The sequence below is a fragment of the Acetobacterium wieringae genome (assembly GCF_026646375.1).
Lineage (GTDB): Bacteria > Bacillota > Clostridia > Eubacteriales > Eubacteriaceae > Acetobacterium > Acetobacterium wieringae_A.
In genome coordinates this window covers 184,753-203,917 of record NZ_JAIPPU010000001.1, presented here as the reverse complement: position 1 = coordinate 203,917, position 19,165 = coordinate 184,753, and the positions used below count along the sequence as shown (strand labels likewise).

At 41.4% G+C, this 19,165-nt stretch carries 17 protein-coding genes, 1 tRNA gene and 1 pseudogene; 5 read left to right on the top strand and 14 right to left on the bottom strand.

Annotated features, from left to right (window positions below; all coding sequences use genetic code 11):
• Positions 1–82: 82 nt before the first annotated feature.
• Positions 83–259 (bottom strand): helix-turn-helix domain-containing protein, encoded by a 177-nt coding sequence (locus Q7P33_RS00940; protein ID WP_369693272.1) that lies wholly within the window; start codon positions 257–259, stop codon positions 83–85.
• Between the two features lie 254 nt (positions 260–513).
• Between Q7P33_RS00940 and nifH the strand changes: the two are divergent.
• Together nifH and Q7P33_RS00930 are read left to right on the top strand one after the other, a co-directional pair.
• A pseudogene (nifH, locus tag Q7P33_RS00935) lies at positions 514–1,092 on the top strand (nitrogenase reductase); the annotation flags it as partial.
• 21 nt (positions 1,093–1,113) lie between these two features.
• Positions 1,114–1,380, top strand: a complete 267-nt coding sequence (locus Q7P33_RS00930) for a Fe-only nitrogenase accessory AnfO family protein (protein ID WP_303866818.1) — start codon at positions 1,114–1,116, stop codon at positions 1,378–1,380.
• Positions 1,381–1,748: 368 nt separating this feature from the next.
• Here the strand turns inward: Q7P33_RS00930 and Q7P33_RS00925 are convergent, their stop codons facing one another.
• The 8 genes from Q7P33_RS00925 to Q7P33_RS00890 form a co-directional block, all read right to left on the bottom strand.
• Positions 1,749–2,663: a glycine betaine ABC transporter substrate-binding protein gene (locus tag Q7P33_RS00925; RefSeq protein WP_303866442.1), complete on the bottom strand. Its 915-nt coding sequence runs from the start codon at positions 2,661–2,663 to the stop codon at positions 1,749–1,751.
• A gap of 76 nt (positions 2,664–2,739) precedes the next feature.
• Positions 2,740–3,345, bottom strand: a complete 606-nt coding sequence (locus Q7P33_RS00920; RefSeq protein WP_303866440.1) for an ABC transporter permease — start codon at positions 3,343–3,345, stop codon at positions 2,740–2,742.
• Positions 3,345–3,977, bottom strand: a complete 633-nt coding sequence (locus tag Q7P33_RS00915; protein ID WP_303866438.1) for an ABC transporter permease — start codon at positions 3,975–3,977, stop codon at positions 3,345–3,347. The genes Q7P33_RS00920 and Q7P33_RS00915 overlap by 1 nt, the downstream gene beginning before the upstream one ends.
• A complete protein-coding gene (locus tag Q7P33_RS00910; RefSeq protein WP_303866436.1) occupies positions 3,974–5,095 on the bottom strand; it encodes an ABC transporter ATP-binding protein in 1,122 nt (373 codons plus the stop codon). The genes Q7P33_RS00915 and Q7P33_RS00910 overlap by 4 nt, the downstream gene beginning before the upstream one ends.
• 569 nt (positions 5,096–5,664) lie before the next feature.
• Positions 5,665–6,591: a DMT family transporter gene (locus Q7P33_RS00905; protein WP_303866433.1), complete on the bottom strand. Its 927-nt coding sequence runs from the start codon at positions 6,589–6,591 to the stop codon at positions 5,665–5,667.
• A 104-nt stretch (positions 6,592–6,695) separates the two neighbouring features.
• Complete coding sequence (locus tag Q7P33_RS00900) at positions 6,696–8,648, bottom strand: FAD-dependent oxidoreductase (protein ID WP_303866431.1); 1,953 nt, start codon at positions 8,646–8,648, stop codon at positions 6,696–6,698.
• 58 nt (positions 8,649–8,706) lie between these two features.
• The gene (locus tag Q7P33_RS00895) at positions 8,707–9,192 is read right to left on the bottom strand and encodes a hypothetical protein (RefSeq protein ID WP_303866429.1); all 486 of its coding nucleotides are present in this window, start codon (positions 9,190–9,192) and stop codon (positions 8,707–8,709) included.
• Positions 9,193–9,258: 66 nt separating this feature from the next.
• On the bottom strand, positions 9,259–9,789 hold the full coding sequence (locus Q7P33_RS00890) for a DUF2284 domain-containing protein (protein ID WP_303866427.1): 531 nt from the start codon (positions 9,787–9,789) through the stop codon (positions 9,259–9,261).
• 258 nt (positions 9,790–10,047) lie between these two features.
• Here Q7P33_RS00890 and Q7P33_RS00885 point away from each other — a divergent pair, with 258 nt between their 5' ends.
• Positions 10,048–11,961, top strand: coding sequence for a diguanylate cyclase (locus Q7P33_RS00885; RefSeq protein WP_303866424.1), 1,914 nt, complete (start codon positions 10,048–10,050; stop codon positions 11,959–11,961).
• Between the two features lie 44 nt (positions 11,962–12,005).
• Here the strand turns inward: Q7P33_RS00885 and Q7P33_RS00880 are convergent, their stop codons facing one another.
• The 3 genes from Q7P33_RS00880 to Q7P33_RS00870 all read right to left on the bottom strand — a co-directional run bounded on the left by Q7P33_RS00880 (position 12,006) and on the right by Q7P33_RS00870 (position 16,470).
• The gene (locus tag Q7P33_RS00880) at positions 12,006–13,421 is read right to left on the bottom strand and encodes a glutamate decarboxylase (protein WP_303866422.1); all 1,416 of its coding nucleotides are present in this window, start codon (positions 13,419–13,421) and stop codon (positions 12,006–12,008) included.
• Positions 13,422–13,573: 152 nt separating this feature from the next.
• On the bottom strand, positions 13,574–15,490 hold the full coding sequence (locus Q7P33_RS00875) for an FUSC family protein (protein ID WP_303866419.1): 1,917 nt from the start codon (positions 15,488–15,490) through the stop codon (positions 13,574–13,576).
• A 368-nt stretch (positions 15,491–15,858) separates the two neighbouring features.
• The gene (locus tag Q7P33_RS00870) at positions 15,859–16,470 is read right to left on the bottom strand and encodes a C39 family peptidase (protein ID WP_303866416.1); all 612 of its coding nucleotides are present in this window, start codon (positions 16,468–16,470) and stop codon (positions 15,859–15,861) included.
• A gap of 570 nt (positions 16,471–17,040) precedes the next feature.
• Here Q7P33_RS00870 and Q7P33_RS00865 point away from each other — a divergent pair.
• Both Q7P33_RS00865 and Q7P33_RS00860 read left to right on the top strand, forming a co-directional pair.
• Entirely contained in the window at positions 17,041–17,850 is an 810-nt protein-coding gene (locus tag Q7P33_RS00865) for a MerR family transcriptional regulator (RefSeq protein ID WP_303866414.1), read from the top strand.
• Positions 17,851–17,864: 14 nt separating this feature from the next.
• A complete protein-coding gene (locus tag Q7P33_RS00860) occupies positions 17,865–18,518 on the top strand; it encodes an isoprenylcysteine carboxylmethyltransferase family protein (protein ID WP_303866412.1) in 654 nt (217 codons plus the stop codon).
• 247 nt (positions 18,519–18,765) lie between these two features.
• Here Q7P33_RS00860 and Q7P33_RS00855 read toward each other — a convergent pair whose 3' ends face one another.
• Positions 18,766–18,969 carry a hypothetical protein gene (locus Q7P33_RS00855; RefSeq protein ID WP_303866410.1) on the bottom strand — a complete coding sequence of 68 codons (204 nt, stop codon included), beginning with the start codon at positions 18,967–18,969 and terminating at the stop codon, positions 18,766–18,768.
• A 97-nt stretch (positions 18,970–19,066) separates the two neighbouring features.
• A tRNA-Ser gene (locus Q7P33_RS00850) sits at positions 19,067–19,158 on the bottom strand.
• Positions 19,159–19,165 lie beyond the last annotated feature (7 nt).

Below are 19,165 nucleotides of genomic sequence, written 5' to 3'. Positions count from 1 at the left end.
CAATAGAACTATAAGCGAAGCTGAATTTACCTGATTGCGCCTTCGTATCAGCCAACGCGCTTTGACAGCCCTGAAACAGTCGCTAAAGCTTGGTCGCAATACCACCATCTGGCCGTTCAACCTCATCCCGTGATATTCTGACCTGTTTCCCAACTTTAGAAGACGATAATTCACCTCGTTTGATAAGCCCATAAACGGTATTTCTGGCAATTTTTAGAATATCGGCAACTTCTTGTGCACTTAATAAATCCTTTTCCACAATTTGCCCCCATCATTTTTTTGTCCGGCGGCAACAGTGAATGTGTTAAATGTGACAAACGTTTAATAAACCTGTAAACGACCTACTGAATTATTTGTGGAAAACGTATTGACATTTCATTTTTGACGTATTAGAATACATATCAACATCAAAAGCAACCAAACATTACTAAAATGAACTAAAAATAATAACAAACAGAACTATTGATGCTTCACCATTTAATTCCATATATTTTTCCACCTAACGAACTAAATGTGACTCACGTTATTATTTGTAGTCAAAACGCCCAATCCTTCACCGAATAACAAAACACCGCCGCTGCCATGGCGCATTTTTACGACAAAAAAGTATTTATTCACGGATGTGATCCAAAGGCGGATTCCACCCGAGTCATTCTTGGTGGCAAACCGCAGGAAACCCTGATGGATGTATTAAGTGAGCAAGGCGCTCAGAAAGTTACCAATGCCAAGGTTATCCGTGATGGTTTTTTAGGCATCAAATGTGTGGAATTTGGGGGACCGGAACCCGGTGTCGGCTGTGCCGGCCGTGGTGTTATTACCGCCATTGATCTGATGGAAGTCAACGGTGCCTACACCAATGATCTGGATTTTGTTTTCTTCGATGTCCTTGGCGATGTTGTCTATGGCGGTTTCGCCATGCCAATTCGTGATGGTAAAACCGAGGAAGTGTATATCGTCGCTTCCGGCGAAATGATGTCCATCTATGCCGCTAATAATATCTGCAAAGGTCTGGTCAAATACGCCAAACAAAGTGGCGTCTGTCTTGGCAGAATCATCTGCAACAGCCGTAAGGTTGACCGTGAGCGAGAATTTTCTTAAAGTACCCACAGCCATCTGTTTCAAGGCGGATCAGGTTATTTTTACATCGATTTAAAAGATGTTATGTCCGGCAAAACATCCTATAGCTCCAAACAGGTGCTCATACCATTTTTTAAAGAAAATGAATTCAAACGACTGGAGATCATCTGTAAACATGTTCCCAAATGGTTTTCAAAGGAACTCCCGAATTTAGATTTAGATTATGATAGTCAAACGTTTGGACGGGTCATCAAGGTTCACGTTTATCCCAAAGCGATCAATAAACAGATATTTTATCTTTGAATATAATAATTTATTTATTATAGATTTCCTCTTTATGGGATTGGCCATCTGATCGAACCACCCATAAAAGTGCATCGAATTTGCGATTTGTCCAATGCATTTTATGTGATCAGCTTTGCCGATTCGCTATATAACAAAAGAACCTCTTGTGAGGTTCAGACTGTCAAAGAACCCGGTTTTCAACATGAAAATCGGGTTCTTTGCGAGGTTTTAAGATCTCTTTTTCGATAAATGTACCATGCCGACCAATCGTTAATCTATTTTTCACAGTATCGTAGGATCAGTAAACATTTCAATCAAAGGTTTTCTGTTATTATTATTAAGTAATCGCTCACCAGGATTACTTTTGTAAACGTCAATTCTTCAGACTATTCTGAGATCAAACCCTTACTCAGTAAAAATTCATGGGCAACATCTTCTGGTGTTCTTCCATTTACATCTACTTCATAAGTCAGATCTGTCATCATTTCATTGGTAAACTGTCCTCCCAAAGTGTTTAATACCGCTTCCAGATCAGGCGCGATTTCACTGTAACGTTCAAACAAATCATTTCTGACGAGCAAAGCGTCATTATATTCCGGGAAAAAGCTGCGATCATCTTCTAAAACAACCAACCCTGCTTTTTTGTTCATCCCATCGGTTGTGTAAACAATGGTAACATCAATATTACCACTTTCAATTGCTGAATACTTCAATGCCATATCGAGGGGTTTGTTCTCTTTGAAGTTCAGACCGTAAAATTCGGTAAAAGGACCATACTTCATACTTCCTTCTTCGGTATAAAAGCCGTGTTCAGCACCAAATACAAGCTGATCGGATACAGCCGACAGATCAGAAATCGTTTTTAAATTATACTTTTGCGCCGTTTCCGGAAGTACCCCGATCGCATAAGTATTTTCAGATCCTAATTTATCCAGCATATGGACACCTTTTTCGTTGGATGCCACTTGATTGGCATAGTCGTATAAGGTCATCCCTTCCGGAATGTCGGTTGTATCCAGCTTGAGATAGGTTGTCAGCAGCGTTCCATCATACGAATTCAAAATATCCACGTTGCCAGCAACCATTTCCTTAAATGTATTGACCTCATCCATTTCATCGCGAATATCAACCGTTGCATCCGTATGATCTTCAACAACCATTTTTACCATCTGATTAATAATTCGCATTTCTGAAAACGTACCATCATAAATAATAATAGATGCCTCTTCTTTTCCCGAACTACAACCGGCAACGGTCATAGTCAGCAGTAAAACGATCAGTAAACTCATTATCTTTTTCATTTTTCTTTTCCTTTCATTTCTAAAAACTTATTTTTCTTTCCACTTCTGACAATATGCAGCATAAAAAAGACCTTCTCTAAAATGCTTGATTGCGAGTTCCTTTCGCCAAGCGGCGATTAATCCAGATCATCAACACATCAAATAATACCGCCATGATCATCAGTGACACAGTCCCTGAGACGATTAAATTCATATTCTGTGTTCGAATTCCCTGGTAAATTACTTTGCCCAAACCACCTCCTCCAACTGAAGTTGCAAAAACAGCGACCCCAACCGTCGTCACCGTCGCAATCCGGATCCCCGTAAAAATCATCGGAAAAGCCAGGGGTATTTCGACTGATATCAGTCGATCAAGTTGAGTCAATCCCATTCCTTTTCCAGCCTCCTTAATCCCGCTGTCAACACTTTCCAAACCAACAAAGGTATTATGAACAATCGGCAACAGCGAATACAAAACCAAACCGGTAATCACGGTCATTTTTCCCGGGCCCAGAGCAATAATAATCAGTCCCAACAGTGCCAGCGCAGGGATTGTTTGCAATAGTTCAACCGACCATAATACTATTTTTCGCACCGACGGTTTTAAATATGCCAAAACACCGATTGGTAAGCCAACAATCACTGAGAAGATCACTGTCATAGCGACCAGATAAAGATGTTCCAGAACAATTGATGCATCCATTATTTCACACTCCTTATTCCTTTAGGTACAACTGCTCGCCGCAGCACATCAATCAGTAAACTGAGGATAATCGCCATAATTGCGGATGGAATCGCGCCTGCCAGAATCAGCTGATCATTATTCGAGGCAATGCCGATATAGATAAATTCGCCCAATCCCCCCAGTCCAATCATCGCTGCTAGTACCGCCCAACTGACGGTATAAATGGTTGACATCCTTAATCCGGTAATAATCGAAGGCGAAGCGAGCGGCAGTTCCACTTCGATCAGAGTCTGAAGCGGGGTCATCCCACATCCTTTGGCTGCTTCGATGTATTCTTTTTTTACATCAAGGAGACCAGTATAGGTATTTTTTAGAATCGGAAAGATGGCATAAACTGCCAACGCAGAAATTACCGTTGCGGGAATCATCCCGAGGTATAGAAAAAGGATTCCAATAAACACAATTCCAGGAATTGTCTGAAATACTGAAAGCAACGGCATAACAACCTTTGCGTATTGAGGAACACGAGACAGCAGAATCCCCAGTAGTAATGCGATTACAAAGCCGATCACCACTGAAGTGAGGACGTAAAATAAATGAATTTGGAAAGCAGTGATCAAGCGATCACCATATGTTTCAAAAAAACTCATTGCATGTCACCCCACAAGGTATCAGCCATGGCTGTTGCCATACTGGTTTTCGTGATGATGCCTGCAATGGTTTGGTCATTATTCAGAACAACCACATAATTGTCACCTGAACTATAAAGTTTATCAAACGAGTCCTTGGCATTTTCCAAAATGTCGGATGTGATATTCTGATACGGTTCAATCTCCCCGATTACCCCAGAAGACTTCCCATGCTTTTTGATATCCTTAATGGTTACGACACCAGCATACGTCTGATCTTCATTCTTGATGACGAGTGAATCGATATGATGCCGGGCCATTAAATCCGTACATTCACGGATACTCTTTTTTTTCTGAACACTGATGACATTCGCACTCAAAAAATCGGCGGCCGTGAGATTTAAGGTATCCGCTGCCAGTGCCGATTTTCGCATAAAGTCACGAATCAACGGACTCGCCGGATTTGCCAGCATCTCCTCTGGTGTCGCCATTTGAACAATTTTTCCATGTTCCATAAAAACAATCTTATCCGCCAGATCAAGAGCCTCGTTCATATCATGGGTTACAAAAACAATCGTTTTTTTGAGTTTTTTATGCAGGTTGGCAATCTCTTTCTGAAGCGTCGCGCGCGTCATCGGATCCAGCGCGCCAAAGGGTTCGTCCATCAAGACAATTGGCGGTGATGCCGCTAAGGCCCTTAGCACACCAATCCGCTGCTGCTGACCACCGGAAAGCTCGGAAGGATATTTATGGGCATATTCCTCATATGACATGTCGACCATTTCCATCAGATCACGGGTGATTTTTTGAATCTCTTTTTTGTCATATTTCAGTCGTTTCGGCACAACACCAATATTCTGTTCAATTGTCATGTTTGGGAACAAACCAATTTGCTGGATGACGTAGCCGATCTTTCGTCGAAGTTTAACGGGGTTGACTTGAGAGATCTCCTGTCCATTTACAAATATCTTTCCCTGATCTGGCTTTATTAGCCGATTGATCGACTTTAGCGTTGTTGTCTTTCCACAACCACTCGGACCAATCAATACGACAAACTCACCTGCTTCAATATTAAAATTTAAATCGTCGAGTATCACTGAATTCCCATATTTCTTGTTTACGTTTTCAAAACGTATCATTACAAAAACCTCTCTTTCTTTTGATCGCGGTTTTGATTTGATTCACTTTTACAAAAAAAGTTAATAAAAAAAAGCAATTCGTATCTGTTGTCGTAATTGCTAGAACCAACCAGTGTTTCTATCTCTTCCAACATCATTTATGATATTGCTTTTCTAGTGGAATAATTAAAATTAATGCCTAAGGATATAATTTCAATGTCTTTAAATGCTGATTTACCTGAAGCCCGTTGTCTCTGTTTTCACACTAACGCAATCTGTTGTTTCAAACAAAATTTTCCTGCTTTTCTGTATTGAAAACTGATTTAACCGCAGTTATTAATTTATCCTAACCCATAAAACTGCAGTTGTCAAATTTTTTTATGTATTCAAATCGCTCATTTGTGTCAAATATTTGTTTTTTAAGTTCCTTTACATCACTTCGAATTGTTTTTAAAGCATTAAAAAACAATCCTATCCTTGACCCGCTTAATGACTACGCAAATTATTCCTAGCTCAAAAAAAAACTGCCTCAAAGTTGATGCAGTTCAAAAATTGCGTTCATATCATTTATCATCTAAAACCATGACGTACTATTGTATTTCCTGTTGCTTGCCACCTTCCCGGTTGACCAGCCAGATCCCCACACTGACGCAAGCCAGAGAAACAAGAATCCGCAGGCTGAGAAATGCCTCACCAAGAAAAAGCCCCGACAGCATTACCCCAAATACCGGAATCATAAAACCATAGATCGCGACGACTCCCACCGGATTGTGTTTAAGCAGAATCGTCCAGATGGCAAAAGCCGTTGCTGACAAAACAGCAAGATAACCCAGCAAAAACAGCCCCGGAATAGTTATTTGGGTAATCGCTCCACCCATGATCAGACCCACGACAATCAATACCCCCCCACCAATCATTAGCTGATAAGCGGTCAGGATCATGGCATCAATTTTTCGGGTATAGATTCTGGTCAGAACCGCACCGAAAGCCGATGCGATACAGGCCAGAAAAAGAAACCCTTCGCCCGAAAAAGCGAAACTGCTGTCAATCTGGCGACCATTAAGCTGGATAATAATCACCCCGGCCATTCCTAACAGACAGCCAACAATTCTGGCCCGGGTCATCTTTTCATTTTTTAAAATCTGATGGGCAAAAAGGATCGCAAAAAAGGTGGAAGTCGCATTAATGATAGACGCCTTCACGCCAGTCGTATTGGCCAGCCCAATGTAGAAGAAAACATACTGAAGGGTGGTTTGTACCACCCCTAAAGATATGATATTTCGCCAATCCGCACCGCTTGGCACGACGTTTTTTTTATTGTATGCACGGGTTATCAGCCAAGTCATCATCCCAGCCAGAGTAAAACGATACCCGGCGAATAATACCCGGGCTCCCGTCGTCTGAATGTCAAATAAAACATAGCCGATCTTCACACTGGGATAGGCACTTCCCCAAAGCAGGCAGCATAGGGTTGCTAACACAAAGACAACCCATTTTTTCTGCAAGTTGTCGGTCAAATTTTCCTCCTCTTAATCTTATTTTATGAAAATTTTGAAACTTTTAAAAATTCCAACTTTTTAAAATCTTAAATTTTTATATTCTATTATTGTGATCGATTAAATCAGCTCAATCGCGCAGCCTCATTGGCCGCCCAGATGGCGGCCCGGATATTTTTTACCGCCTGACTGTCCCCAAGATGATACACTTTGGCGTAGTCGTCCTTTAGTTCTTCAAATAAGTGACCGGTCGGTTCAAAACCCACGGCAATCATCACATGGTGAGCCGGGAGCAGGCGTTCCTGATCATTTTTTTCAATCACTGCCCCCTCTTCCGTTACTGCTTTTAAGCTGGCGCTGGTGATAATTTCGCTGTGATAATAAAGCAGCAGATCCTTGAGCATCTGTTTATTGGCTGGAGCCAGCGGAATACCCGCCGAAAGGATTTCGGGCGCTGCTTCCACAATCGTCATCTTATGGCGATGCATCGCCAGATGAAGGGCGGCTTCACACCCCGCCAAACCGCCGCCAATGGCCGGGCAACGAGGGCCGACATAGGTTTTGTCAGTGATCACATCAATGGCATTGGTCACTTTTTTGCTATCCATCCCCGGGAATTGTAGCTTTCGGGCCTCTGATCCCTGGGCAATAAAAAGAATCTCGGGATTGATGGTGGCGATCTTTTCCGGGGTAGCCGGTTCATCAAGATAGATCTCGACCTTAAGTTTTTCCAGCTGAATTTCATACCAGCGGATCAGCTCGTCATCGGCGGTTTTTAAGATCCGATGGCTGCTGTATTTAAGCTTCCCCCCCAGCCGATAGCTTTTTTCAAACAAAATCACCTGATGACCCCGCAATGCGCTGACCCGGGCAGCTTCCATACCGGCCGGCCCGCCACCGACAACGACCACTTTTTTAGGGTTTTCGGAAGCGTTAATCGCATCCAGCAACTCCCGGTTACAGCCCGGATTAACGGTACAGGAAGCAGTAAACCCGGCAAGTGGCTGAGCCAGGCAGCCGTCATTACACCCCAGACAGGGTCGGATCGCTTCGGTCTGAGCGTCTGCCAGTTTTTTTGGCAAATCGGGATCGGCCAGTAACGGCCGACCCAATCCCACCATATCCAGCTGGCCGTTTTCAAGCGAGTTTATGGCCAGCTCCGGATCAGCCATTTTTCCGGCAACTAATACCGGCACCGTTACAACCTTTTTAAGGGCCTCACTTAGATGCGAATAAACTCCATTGCCAAAATAAACCGGTGGGTATTTCCAGTAGCTGGCATCCTCAAACAAGCTGGCCCCCGCCATCACATCAAAACCATCACAGCCGGCCCCAGCCAAAATACCTGCTGCAGCCAAACCTTCTTCCAAATCACGGCCCTGTTCGGTAAATGCTTCCATCGGCAGTGCCTGCTGGCCGCCGGGTTTAAGATAACTCTTCATGGCCAGCCGCACGATCACCGGATAATCCCGGCCACAGGCGTTTTTGACCGCAGTCAGAGTCTCGGTGACAATCCGGAAGCGGTTTTTAAGCTCACCGCCATAGCCATCTCGGCGCTGATTGTAAACTGACAGGGTAAAATCTTCCAGCAGACCACCCAACTGAATTTCGACACCGTCAAAACCAGCGGCTTTGACAATTTTGGCCGCATCAGCAAAGGACGCCACCAGCCCCTGTATTTCGGCACTGGTCATTATATTGCACCGCCTGCTGTATTCAAACCGCTCGTCTTTATCCAAACCAGCAGCCAGCTGAACAAAAATCTTTGTTCCTTGTGTATGGATCTGCCGCGTCAAATTAAGCCCGGCCGCAATATACGCAGCAGGGTTAAACGATGGCGTCGGTGCTGTACAAAACGTCTTTTTTTCTTCTGAATCAATGATCCGATTTCCGCCGGTGATAATCAGGCCTACACCGCCCCGGGCCCGGCGCATATAAAAAGCGATGGCCTCATTGGTATAGGCACCGTTGTCATCAACTGTCGCAATTCCCAACGCCGGCATAAACAGTCGGTTTTTCAGCTCCAGATTATTAATAGTAAATGGTTCAAATAACGCATTGACCTGCTTATCCATCATTTCTTCCCCGCTTTCATCCGTTTCAGATACCTGTGAATTGATAACACTTAAATAATTTTCAGACGGTTTGCTTTACTGCTTCTCCAAATTTGCGGACATGGTTCACGACTTCCAAATAGGTGCTCGCCATTAAATCCGGCGGTAACTCAAAAAGTTCAATGCTGTGGCGCAGCTTAACCATGCCGTTCGGTACGATTTCGTCATCGGCCGTCACATCAAAATCAGCTTCATAAACAACCTTGCAGTCAATACTGGCATTAAATTTGCTGCCCAGCGAACCCAGCAGCAGTTGTGCCAGCTGGTACTGCTCATCAATCACATAAAAGTCGACATAGGTTTCCGGACAATGATCGTCCCGCACCGCCTCAATCAGGAAGCCCTGGCAAGCGCTCATCGAAAAGAACACCGGAATGGCATTAATGGCATCGACCAACTCCCGAATCCCATCATCGATGTCCTCAGGGTTTTGCAAATAAATCGCTTTGTCAGCTTGGGTAAAAACAGTAATGGGATTGGGTTCAATCCCTAAAAATGATAAATCCATCGTACACCTACTTTCTTGGAATACTGACTACCTTCTAAATCGGCAAATTAATGCTACTAATGTTATTTAAAAAAAGATCATACCAAACCAGGTAATTACATTATATCCATTTAAAAATGACAGATTGTGCTTTTCACAGATATCCGTCACCGAAATAGCATGGCTTTCAACACAGGGATACATTTTGTCACGATGCTTGCAGGCCTCATCAGGATAGCCGCAGTCCTCACAGATGGCGCAGGATTCGGCTGTCAGAATCAACTTGTTCTGATATCTATCAAAAACATTATCCTTGATTGCCTCGACGATTTCAATATGTTCACTGCGGGTTGCCAGCATTTCGTCCATATTGAGAATGTCACTGACCTCCGAGATGGTGCTAAAAATAAAGGCATGCTCATAGCCGAGACATCGGGCTTTGCATTCTTCCAGGGTTCCGACTGCCGGAGGGCAGGACCAGGAGTTCCCATATTGTTGACATTCCAACTTGCAGATGGTTCGAACCGCCTCATAGAAATTGATTTCTGATGGACTAAAAAACGCATATTCAAATATCGGATATTCAGTGATTTTCATTTCAATATTTGCTCTTGTCATTGTTTTCCTCATTATTTAGTATTTTATCCTGATCGAATCAAATTATCCTGATCTTACTCAAAATCTCATTTGACTGAATTGATTGTCCCATTGTATAATGAAATAGACTTAAGCGCAATACATCAGGGCATTAAAGCATGACCACTGATCATCTGAATTTGAAAAACCCTTCACCATTGGAGGCGTGGCCATCACGTCTCCATCTGAATTTTAGGCCAATTAAAATTCTCTTGTTTTGGCCCTCAGAAAGGAGTCCTCATGATCAAACGCAGCATCGTCTTATCGATTATTTTTTTCATGCTTTTTTTACTGGGGGGCTGTTCCGCACAACCAACTGAGATCGAGAAAAAAGCTGAAAATGGTCGTCTTGATTTAACCCAATACGATCTCAGAAATCAAATCATTGCTCTCGATGGCGACTGGGCTTTTTACTGGAACCAGCTACTGGAACCAGCCAGTGTCGATCAGGGTACGCTCAGCGCTTATGTCTCCTTTCCTTCCTCATGGAATAAATATCAAATCAACGACGAAAAAATACCCGGATCTGGGTATGCTACCTATCGTCTGAAATTTACTGCTACAGACAATGAAATTCTGGCACTGAAGATTCCCAAAGTCCGTACAGCATACAAGCTTTTTATCAATGGTGAGCTGATTACCACCGTCGGTACCATCGGCACCACCCGGGAAACCATGGTTCCCAAATATCAGCCCCAGGTCGTCGCTTTTAATGCCGTGTCGGGAGAAAACGAGATTGTCCTGGAAGTATCCAATTTCTACCGCCCCAGTGGCGGTCTGCTCAATAGCATTCTGCTGGGCGGAGAAAGCCAACTTCTTACTATCCGCTACCTCGGTCTGGCCTATGAATTGTTCCTTTTTGGTGCCCTGATGATGATGGGCATCTATCACCTGGCTTTATTCTGTTTTCGCCGAAAAGACCGTGCTCCCCTTTATTTTGGATTGTTCTGTGTCCTGGTGGCAATCCGGACGTTATTTATCGGCGAGGCTTTCCTGTTCTCATTTTTTCAGGATTTAGATTTTGAAATTATTTATAAAGTGCAGACCCTTTCTTTCTACTTGGGGGTTCCACTGATTCTGATGTTTTTTCGCTCGATTTTACCACTGTATTTCAATCAGCTCATCGTCCGATCAACGCAGGTAATTGCTGGTGTCTACGCACTCGTTGTTCTTTTCACCCCAACCTGGATTGCAGCCATTGTTAATCCTCTTTATCAAACGTGGACCGTCTCGATGATTGTCTATCTGTTTGCCATGTTGATTAAAATTGCGCTACACCGGGAAAAAAACAGCGGCCTGATCATATTGGGCGGTCTGTTTCTAATTGCTACCTGTCTGATGGATATCATTACCCTTAGTCCCTGGATCAGCGACAGTTGGCTATCGTTTCTCCAAACATTCTTTCAGGGTGATGCTAACTCATCCACCGGACAACTGATCTTTGCAATCCTTTATTCTTTGTTACTGGCCAAAACCTTTACCGAGTCGCTGGAATACCGCATTGTCATGGGGGAAAAACTGGCGGAAATGAATGATCATCTCGATGAATTGGTGGCCCAACGAACCCGCGAACTGACCGCTTCCAACGACCGGATCGAACAACAAAATTATGAACTGGAATTAATCAACCATGAGTTACAGCGACTTTCCCTCCGAGATCCACTGACCGAACTGTGGAACCGCCGGAAATATGATGAAACCATTGTCATGGAATGGAACCGCTGTTTAAGACAGAAACGTCCGATCTCACTGCTTTTTATTGATGTCGATTATTTTAAAGACTATAACGATTTATATGGCCATATGGCTGGAGACACCGCCCTGATTAAAATCGGCAATACCCTGAGAACCGCTTTGTCCCGGCCTACAGATATGGTGGTTCGTTACGGCGGCGAGGAATTTATCGTCCTCCTTGCCGAAGCCGACAAAGAAGAAGCACTACTTAATGCCCATCGCCTGCTAAAAAAAGTTGAAGCGCTGGCCATTCCCCATGAGGGATCGGTGGTTAAAGATTGTATTACCGTCAGCATTGGGATTGCCACGCTGCTGCCTGATCATCATTCCCGTCATGAAGACCTTGTCAAACTGGCTGATGAAGCTCTCTATCAGGCCAAATCCAACGGTCGCAATCAGGTTGTCTACATGAATCAATAACACGAAACAAGACCCTACCGGGAAAACGGCAGGGTCTTGTTAGTTTAATGAATAAAACCGGAAGGTCCTTTATTCTCGGTGTCCTTGCCATGAATCAATAGCTTCGCCGCATCCAGTTCTTTGATCGCCTGGTTAAAATCATGAATAAACTGCGTTGCAATTTGCATATTAAAGTCCTGCCTTACAACCACCCGTTGAATGATGCAATCCGCCATGTTTTCCGGTAAGGGGTAGGCCGGAACCTGCCATCCGTTCATTCTCACCCGATCTGCCAAGTCATACAGACTCCATGGTTTATTTACCGTCGCTTTGAGCGTCCAGCAAACAATGGGGATATTTTTCCCATCGTTGTAGATTTCAAAGAGACCCATTTTCTCAATTTCGGCAGCGATATAAACTGCGACATTCTGGGTTCGCTGATGGATACAAATAAACCCTTGTCGCCCATAGCGCAGGAAATTATAATACTGGCCAATGATCTGACTGGCCGAACGGGAAAAATTAATGGCCATTGTCGGCATGCTCCCTCCCAGATAACTGACATTAAAAATCAACTCTGCCGGCAAGTATTTTTTGTCCTTCCATAAAATCCAACCGACTCCGGGATAAACCAGGCCATATTTGTGCCCCGAGGTATTAATTGAAACAACATTTTTGAGTCTAAAATCCCACTCTAAATCGGGATAGATAAATGGCGCAAACATCCCCCCCGATGCCCCGTCAACATGAATATAAACAGGGAGATCATGACTGTTGTTGTATTCCTCCAGAAGGTTATTCAAACCTTCTACATCATCATATTTACCGGTATAGGTAATCCCCATAATAGCGACAACACCAATTGTATAATCATCGACGAATTCTAACACGCGATCCAGATTAAGGCTCATATGATTTTTATCCAGGGGCACCAAGCGCATTTCAATATCCCAATAAACACAAAATTTTTCCCAGCAAACCTGGTAACCTGAAGAAATAACCAGATTCGGCTTCCGAGTCAGAATATCCACCCCTTTTTCTGCTGCCCGCTTGCGCCAGGCAAACTTCAGGGCCATCCCACCAAGCATGCAGGCCTCCGATGAGCCCACCGTTGATGTTCCGATAAAATCATCCTGATCTGCGGCATGCCACAGATCGGCAATAATATTGACACAACGATTCTCCAGATCGGCGGTTTGGGGGTATTCCGATTTGTCGATGGCGTTTTTTTCCAGCGTTTCGGCCATTAGGTTCACCGCTTCCGGTTCCATGTAGGACTGACAAAATGTCGCCAAATTCTGTCTGGCATTGCCTTCATCGATCAGATCATCCTTAATCAGACGGTAGGCGACTTCCGGTGCCAATGGATTTTCCGGCAGCGTATATTGGGGAATTAGTTCGTCACTTGCAACTGATCCCATCACTGGGGTCGCATAAACATTTTGCAGTTGTTCTTCCTGGCATTTTTTTGAAACTAACATTCTTTCCTCCTTTTGATGCGGTCTATAATGATTGTATTTTATATACCCATTATTACCGACTGGAACATAGCATTTGCAAAATCGTTTTTTCTGCTGGTTCTCACAAAAAATTTACAATGACCTTGTCAAAGACCATTTAAATTTTACATGCGCTAATTCCCACTCGACCGTTTAAACAGATCCAATTGATTCATTGATCTTATTATTTCGATACTTTCCCAAACGACGACTTTATTTTTTAATGAATATTGACTGATTATTTCTCCAATTAACTGTTCATCATTTTCGGTATTTCGATACTTGTCATTTTTGCTGATATCCTGGCAGATATTTTTATAATCTTTGATACAGTTTTTATTTGCCAGCAACCAGCGGTATTCGTTATAGATATTAAGGATCAATGCATGTCTGACGCCAATAAAAGACGTGATCATTTCCGCATTTGAAACTTTTATCAACGCCGATAATTTATCCTCAATCATGCCGGTAAAAAGCATAAAATTCATTATCTTATGTTTAAAATCATCCGTATAATTCTGCGCACTTCCAATATCATTGAAAAAGCCAACAATAATCTCATTATACATTTTCTTCAAATCTTTTTCTGCGTCAGATTCTTGATAGGGTAAAACGAGTTTACTCAATAACACGGCACACACGCCCCCAATAATAACATAGATAATTCTGTCAAGGCTCAGATTCGTTGAATTCTCCACTAACACAAACGAACTGATTGCCGTTATTGTTGAAAATATCATTGAATAGGTGTAATTATCCATAAAGAAGATTGTCAAAAATAAGGTGATTACCATCACGATTATTCCTGCATCTCTTAGTTGTAAAAACGAAAAGAGTATAATAACAATAACTCCGCCAATTATTGTGCCAAAAATCCGTTTTCCCGTTCTTTGCCTTGAGATTTCATAGAACGGATAGGTTAGTGAAGAAATTGTGAACAGAATCCAATTGCCATGTTGAAGGTTAAAATAGTTTACGATAAATGCAAATATAGAAATTGCAAAGGCCAATCGAAACGCATACGACCGACTTAATGGATCGATCGAAAGTTTTACCTTAAATTTTTTTGTTGACTTAAAATTATTTGTTCGTAGTTCATTTTTTGTAATCTCTTTTTTATTGATTTGATCCAGATTCCTCATTTTATTCAAATAATCGCTTAAGCACTGCAACTGATAAACCAATTTCATCATTACTAGATCTTTTGTATTATCGAGATTATATTTTTGAAAAAAGGCATCAAACAAAGGGTCTAAATGATTTGTTTGATTGACATCGCAATCTTTTACAGATCGTTTAAAACTGTTTATTAAAGCCACTGCCTCATCAAGGAAAGCGTCCGCTTCGTTGTCTTTTTTAAGGCGACTTAACAGGTCATTTATATTTTCCAAAGCAATCAGAACATTAAATTTGATTTCACTTTCATTATTAAAATAATAGTTGTCCTTTCTCGATTCATAAATCACTTGTTTCAGACGACTGATATATGCTTTTATTTTACAATCAACCAATTCATCATTCAGATTATTTTTGACATTGCTGATCTTATTTTCGAGACCACTGCAAATTTCTGGAATTATAATTTTACTTTGTTTTTTAACACTGTCCTTGTTTACCACTAATTGCACAAACATGATGCAAGCAGCGCTCGCTGCTAAAGCAGCCAGTCGCAGTGGCATTTCTTCCAAACTAACCGGAAATGAAATTAAAAACACATACTGTAAGCTAAACGGGGTAGACATTGGTGAACTAATGGTGTAGCTTAGTGCGCTTGCAATCATGAACAGACTTAAAAAATCAATCGGAATGGCCAAAAAAATATTAATCGAAGAAATATATGCAACAATGCCCATGACAACATTAAATGTTACCAATCTTATAAGATTTTCTATCGGATTCGCAGTCATATTTTTCGACAAGTATATCAGTATTGCAAAGACGGTACTAATTGCAATGACAAGATTCGCACTCCCGAACACCATTGCGAAAAGTGCAATAAATGTTACGATACTGATAAATAAAACTGCTGTTTTAATAATTTTCTTTTTCATCTTCACGTCCTTATCTCTGTCTTTTTTGATAAAACCTACTTTCTATCGGCGCAGTGTCTGGGATGTGGTTATCACTTAATTTGGGTTAATTCCATATAATATGCTTTCTACCTCCATTTTCTGTCATAACTCATATAGCCATTTCCATCGATTTTAAACAGTTCGCAATATACATCACCTTCAAAAAGCAATTGATCAATGACACCAAACATGACTGGATAAACAATACTGCATGACAGCTATCAAAATAATCCTATAAATCAGTTTATTGACAAAAAGATCATTTAATTTAGATAGAACACCCCATCATTATTAAATTCAGATGCACCCTTTATGACTAAGCCAAAGCGCGTGTAGATCGTACCTGTTCAATCCATGTCAATCCAACGGTTTTCGAGATCACTCTGAGACATCAGGCAATAACCAACGCAGGCTGGATCATTAAAATAGAATTGATATCCATCATTTGTCTTTTGATAGCCTACACAAATCACCCAGTGACCATCGGCAAGATAGGCGTGGTCTGATGCATTGGGATCGGTTGTGTTATATTTATCACTCCAGGCTTGAATACACATCATCACCGGATCGCCAGCATCAATCAATGAAACCAGTTCTTCAATTGAAATATTTTCTTTTTTCTCAACATTAACCCCTTGGGATTTAAAATAATTGTAAATCTGCTGAGGCGTCGTACCATTCTCAGGCGTGGTTCCCAGATCATGTTCGTAGGTTGACAGATTCTTATCCCCAATCTGTGGATATAGATAATTCATCAGCATCTGCACACAGGTGGTACCGCAGGTATAATCGCCATATTGGCGGAGATTCGGGACATCAATGAATTGATCGGTATCGGTTGTGTAACCAACATAAATATCACTTTTTTCATTCGCTGACTTTTCTTTGGTTTGAGTACTGCAAGCCGCGAGTGTGACAACCATACATAACACCAGTAGCACTGCCAATTTCTTTTTCATAAATCATACCTCATATTGTTTTATTCTTAATTATATCGTCACATCGAACAAAATTCCAGATAATCGCTAAAAGTAAGAATAGCATTTCTTTTTTCCAATAAAAAAAACCGCTACATAACGTAACAGGTTCTATCTAACATCATTTGATGCGTAGTTCTTGGTGGCGGAGAAGGTCATACTCAAAATCAAAAACCGCTTCAAAATTAGCCGTTTTTATACAACTAAATCTCTTAACACGCATCTGCTACATCTATAACTTAATCCGTAAAATACCATAATGCTAGGATACCTAGACCTTGTATTCTTGGCATTCCTTCCGATAGCAACTGACATGACCTATGAATAACCGTATTCACATTCAATCAAACCAACTTGCCAGACCGGGCACTTCATTCTGACAGGCTAATTATTAATTGGATGCTACCGTCAGTCGCTAGGATTTTTGAATTTATCATCGACAGCAGTTATAGTGGAAATTTACCTTATTAATGTGCTTAATGAATACATCATATTTTTCTTGACCTCACCCTAAGAGTGAGGTTTATAATGTTTTTAGGGAGGACGAGTGTGATGAACGATATAACAATTGGAGAATTTGCAAAACTGACAAGATGTACAACTAAGACCATTTTGTATTATCATAAAATCGGACTGTTACAAACACCAAGGCGATCAGCAAATGGGTATCGTATCTATGGGGCAGAAGAGATGGCAAGGATGAGTATGATTCAGCATTTAAAGGGGTTTGGTTTGGATTTGACAAAAATCAAAAAAATTTTAGGTGATGCAGGAGAAATGCATGATCTAAGAGAATTTCTTTCTTCTTGGAAACAGGAGCTAATAAGAGAAAAGGCAAGAATTGAAATGCAGTTGTTGAAAGTGGATGAGTTGCTAAATGACACGCTTATTCCAATAGAGCAGTCCACTTTTCACTCTGATACTTTCCAAGAGATAACTAAGATACTTAACCCCATACAAGAGGCTTATAAAATTCGGGAAAGTCCAGAAGCAATTCAACAGCATCATAAAGTCTTTGGGGTCATAGAAGATTTTCAGTGGGGCGAGCAGTTTAAGGAGAATTTACACGGCATTGCGCAATATTTCAAAGAACATCCCAATGACTATCAGAGAGCGGTGGCATTTGGGGAACGTTTAGCTGCTTTACGTACAATGGCAGAGAATGATCCAGAAGTGGAGCGTCTTGCCAGAGAAGGAAGCGAATTTATTAAGGCAGTGCCAGAACTGAAAGAAATGCTTTATGGTCAGATTGGCCTGGGTGAGTCCAAAGAACAACTGATGGATGATATGGCAAAGCAAGTGCTGTCACCAGCACAAATGCGTCACAAGGCACTTATTCAAAAATATTTAAATTATAAATGAACGGAGGATTATTTATGAAAGGAAAAAAGGTTCTAGTTCCATTAATTCTGACTATATTATTGTGGGTAATCTTTTTTCTGCCGGCAGGAAGTCTGTATTTTTGGGAGGCTTGGATGGTATGGGGTGGTTTTACTCTGATTACACTTGGAATCACTCTTTATTTTTCAAAAAAAGCACCTGAATTTCTAGAGCGAAGATCAACGGTTCAAAAAAAAGATAAAACCAATAAATCGCCAGCTATATTTAAATTATTTTATCTCGGATTTATTTTACCAGGACTTGATTATCGTTTTCACTGGTCAGTAGTGCCACTATGGCTTATCTTTACATCAGCTGTCTTGGCACTTTTGGGATATCTTTTTATATTTATTGTCTTTCGGGAAAATATGTTTGCGTCCGCAGTTATCCAGGTGGAAAGAGAACAGAAAGTGATAGAATCAGGGCCGTATGCATTGGTGCGACATCCGATGTATACGGGAATGATTGTAATATCCCTATTTCTTCCGTTGGCTTTGGGCTCTTACGTTGCGATTGTACCGATGCTTTTAATCGTACCAATGTTAGTGCTTCGCATCCAAAAGGAAGAAGCCTTGCTTAAAGATGAGCTACAGGGATATGATGAGTATTGCAAAAAGGTAAGATATCGATTGTTGCCGTTGATTTGGTAACTGTTGTTAAGCGCTTACGAAAGAAGTTGATGAACGGTCTCGCAAAAACTGGCCAGTTCATCCAAATAACACCAATTAATAAGCCCAAATCTCTTGTCATTGAGAGATTTGGGTTTTTATTTTTTATTCAGAAAGAAAAACTATTATGTCTTCTTTAATCTAAATTCTGGTTTTAAAACTACATATCCAGAAAAGCAAACGGTCTTAAAATTTGATAAACGATCTTTTAATATGGGATGTAGTTGACCTAAAGCTGTACTGATAGATATGCTTGCGACGCAAGGAAAAAAAGAAATATCCCACCTTCAAATGGGTCACTAAATTCTAATGGATTTGACATAAACAAACGAAATTTTTTTAATGTATCCATCCAATAGCCATCTTTATCAAATCTCATGAATTTATAAAGACGTTTTGGCGGATCTAATCTAACAATCTCTGGATTCTCCATTTTTCATGCCTCACTATTCATTTATTCTCTAATTAAAAAAACCTGCTACAATCGTAACAGGTTCTATCTAACATCATATTTGATGCGTAGTTCATGGTGGCGGAGAAGGTGGGATTTGAACCCACGCACCGCGTTAACGGCCTATACCCTTAGCAGGGGCACCTCTTATAGCCACTTGAGTACTTCTCCAAAGGTA

Excerpts from the sequence above, each read along its gene's own strand:
- Q7P33_RS00925 (WP_303866442.1), bottom strand. The coding sequence starts at position 2,663 with ATGAAAAAGATAATGAGTTTACTGATCGTTTTACTGCTGACTATGACC.
- Q7P33_RS00920 (WP_303866440.1), bottom strand. The coding sequence starts at position 3,345 with ATGGATGCATCAATTGTTCTGGAACATCTTTATCTGGTCGCTATGACA.
- Q7P33_RS00915 (WP_303866438.1), bottom strand. The coding sequence starts at position 3,977 with ATGAGTTTTTTTGAAACATATGGTGATCGCTTGATCACTGCTTTCCAA.
- Q7P33_RS00910 (WP_303866436.1), bottom strand. The coding sequence starts at position 5,095 with ATGATACGTTTTGAAAACGTAAACAAGAAATATGGGAATTCAGTGATA.
- Q7P33_RS00900 (WP_303866431.1), bottom strand. The coding sequence starts at position 8,648 with ATGATGGATAAGCAGGTCAATGCGTTATTTGAACCATTTACTATTAAT.
- Q7P33_RS00895 (WP_303866429.1), bottom strand. The coding sequence starts at position 9,192 with ATGGATTTATCATTTTTAGGGATTGAACCCAATCCCATTACTGTTTTT.
- Q7P33_RS00890 (WP_303866427.1), bottom strand. The coding sequence starts at position 9,789 with ATGACAAGAGCAAATATTGAAATGAAAATCACTGAATATCCGATATTT.
- Q7P33_RS00885 (WP_303866424.1), top strand. The coding sequence starts at position 10,048 with ATGATCAAACGCAGCATCGTCTTATCGATTATTTTTTTCATGCTTTTT.
- Q7P33_RS00880 (WP_303866422.1), bottom strand. The coding sequence starts at position 13,421 with ATGTTAGTTTCAAAAAAATGCCAGGAAGAACAACTGCAAAATGTTTAT.
- Q7P33_RS00875 (WP_303866419.1), bottom strand. The coding sequence starts at position 15,490 with ATGAAAAAGAAAATTATTAAAACAGCAGTTTTATTTATCAGTATCGTA.
- Q7P33_RS00870 (WP_303866416.1), bottom strand. The coding sequence starts at position 16,470 with ATGAAAAAGAAATTGGCAGTGCTACTGGTGTTATGTATGGTTGTCACA.
- Q7P33_RS00865 (WP_303866414.1), top strand. The coding sequence starts at position 17,041 with ATGAACGATATAACAATTGGAGAATTTGCAAAACTGACAAGATGTACA.
- Q7P33_RS00860 (WP_303866412.1), top strand. The coding sequence starts at position 17,865 with ATGAAAGGAAAAAAGGTTCTAGTTCCATTAATTCTGACTATATTATTG.
- Q7P33_RS00855 (WP_303866410.1), bottom strand. The coding sequence starts at position 18,969 with ATGGAGAATCCAGAGATTGTTAGATTAGATCCGCCAAAACGTCTTTAT.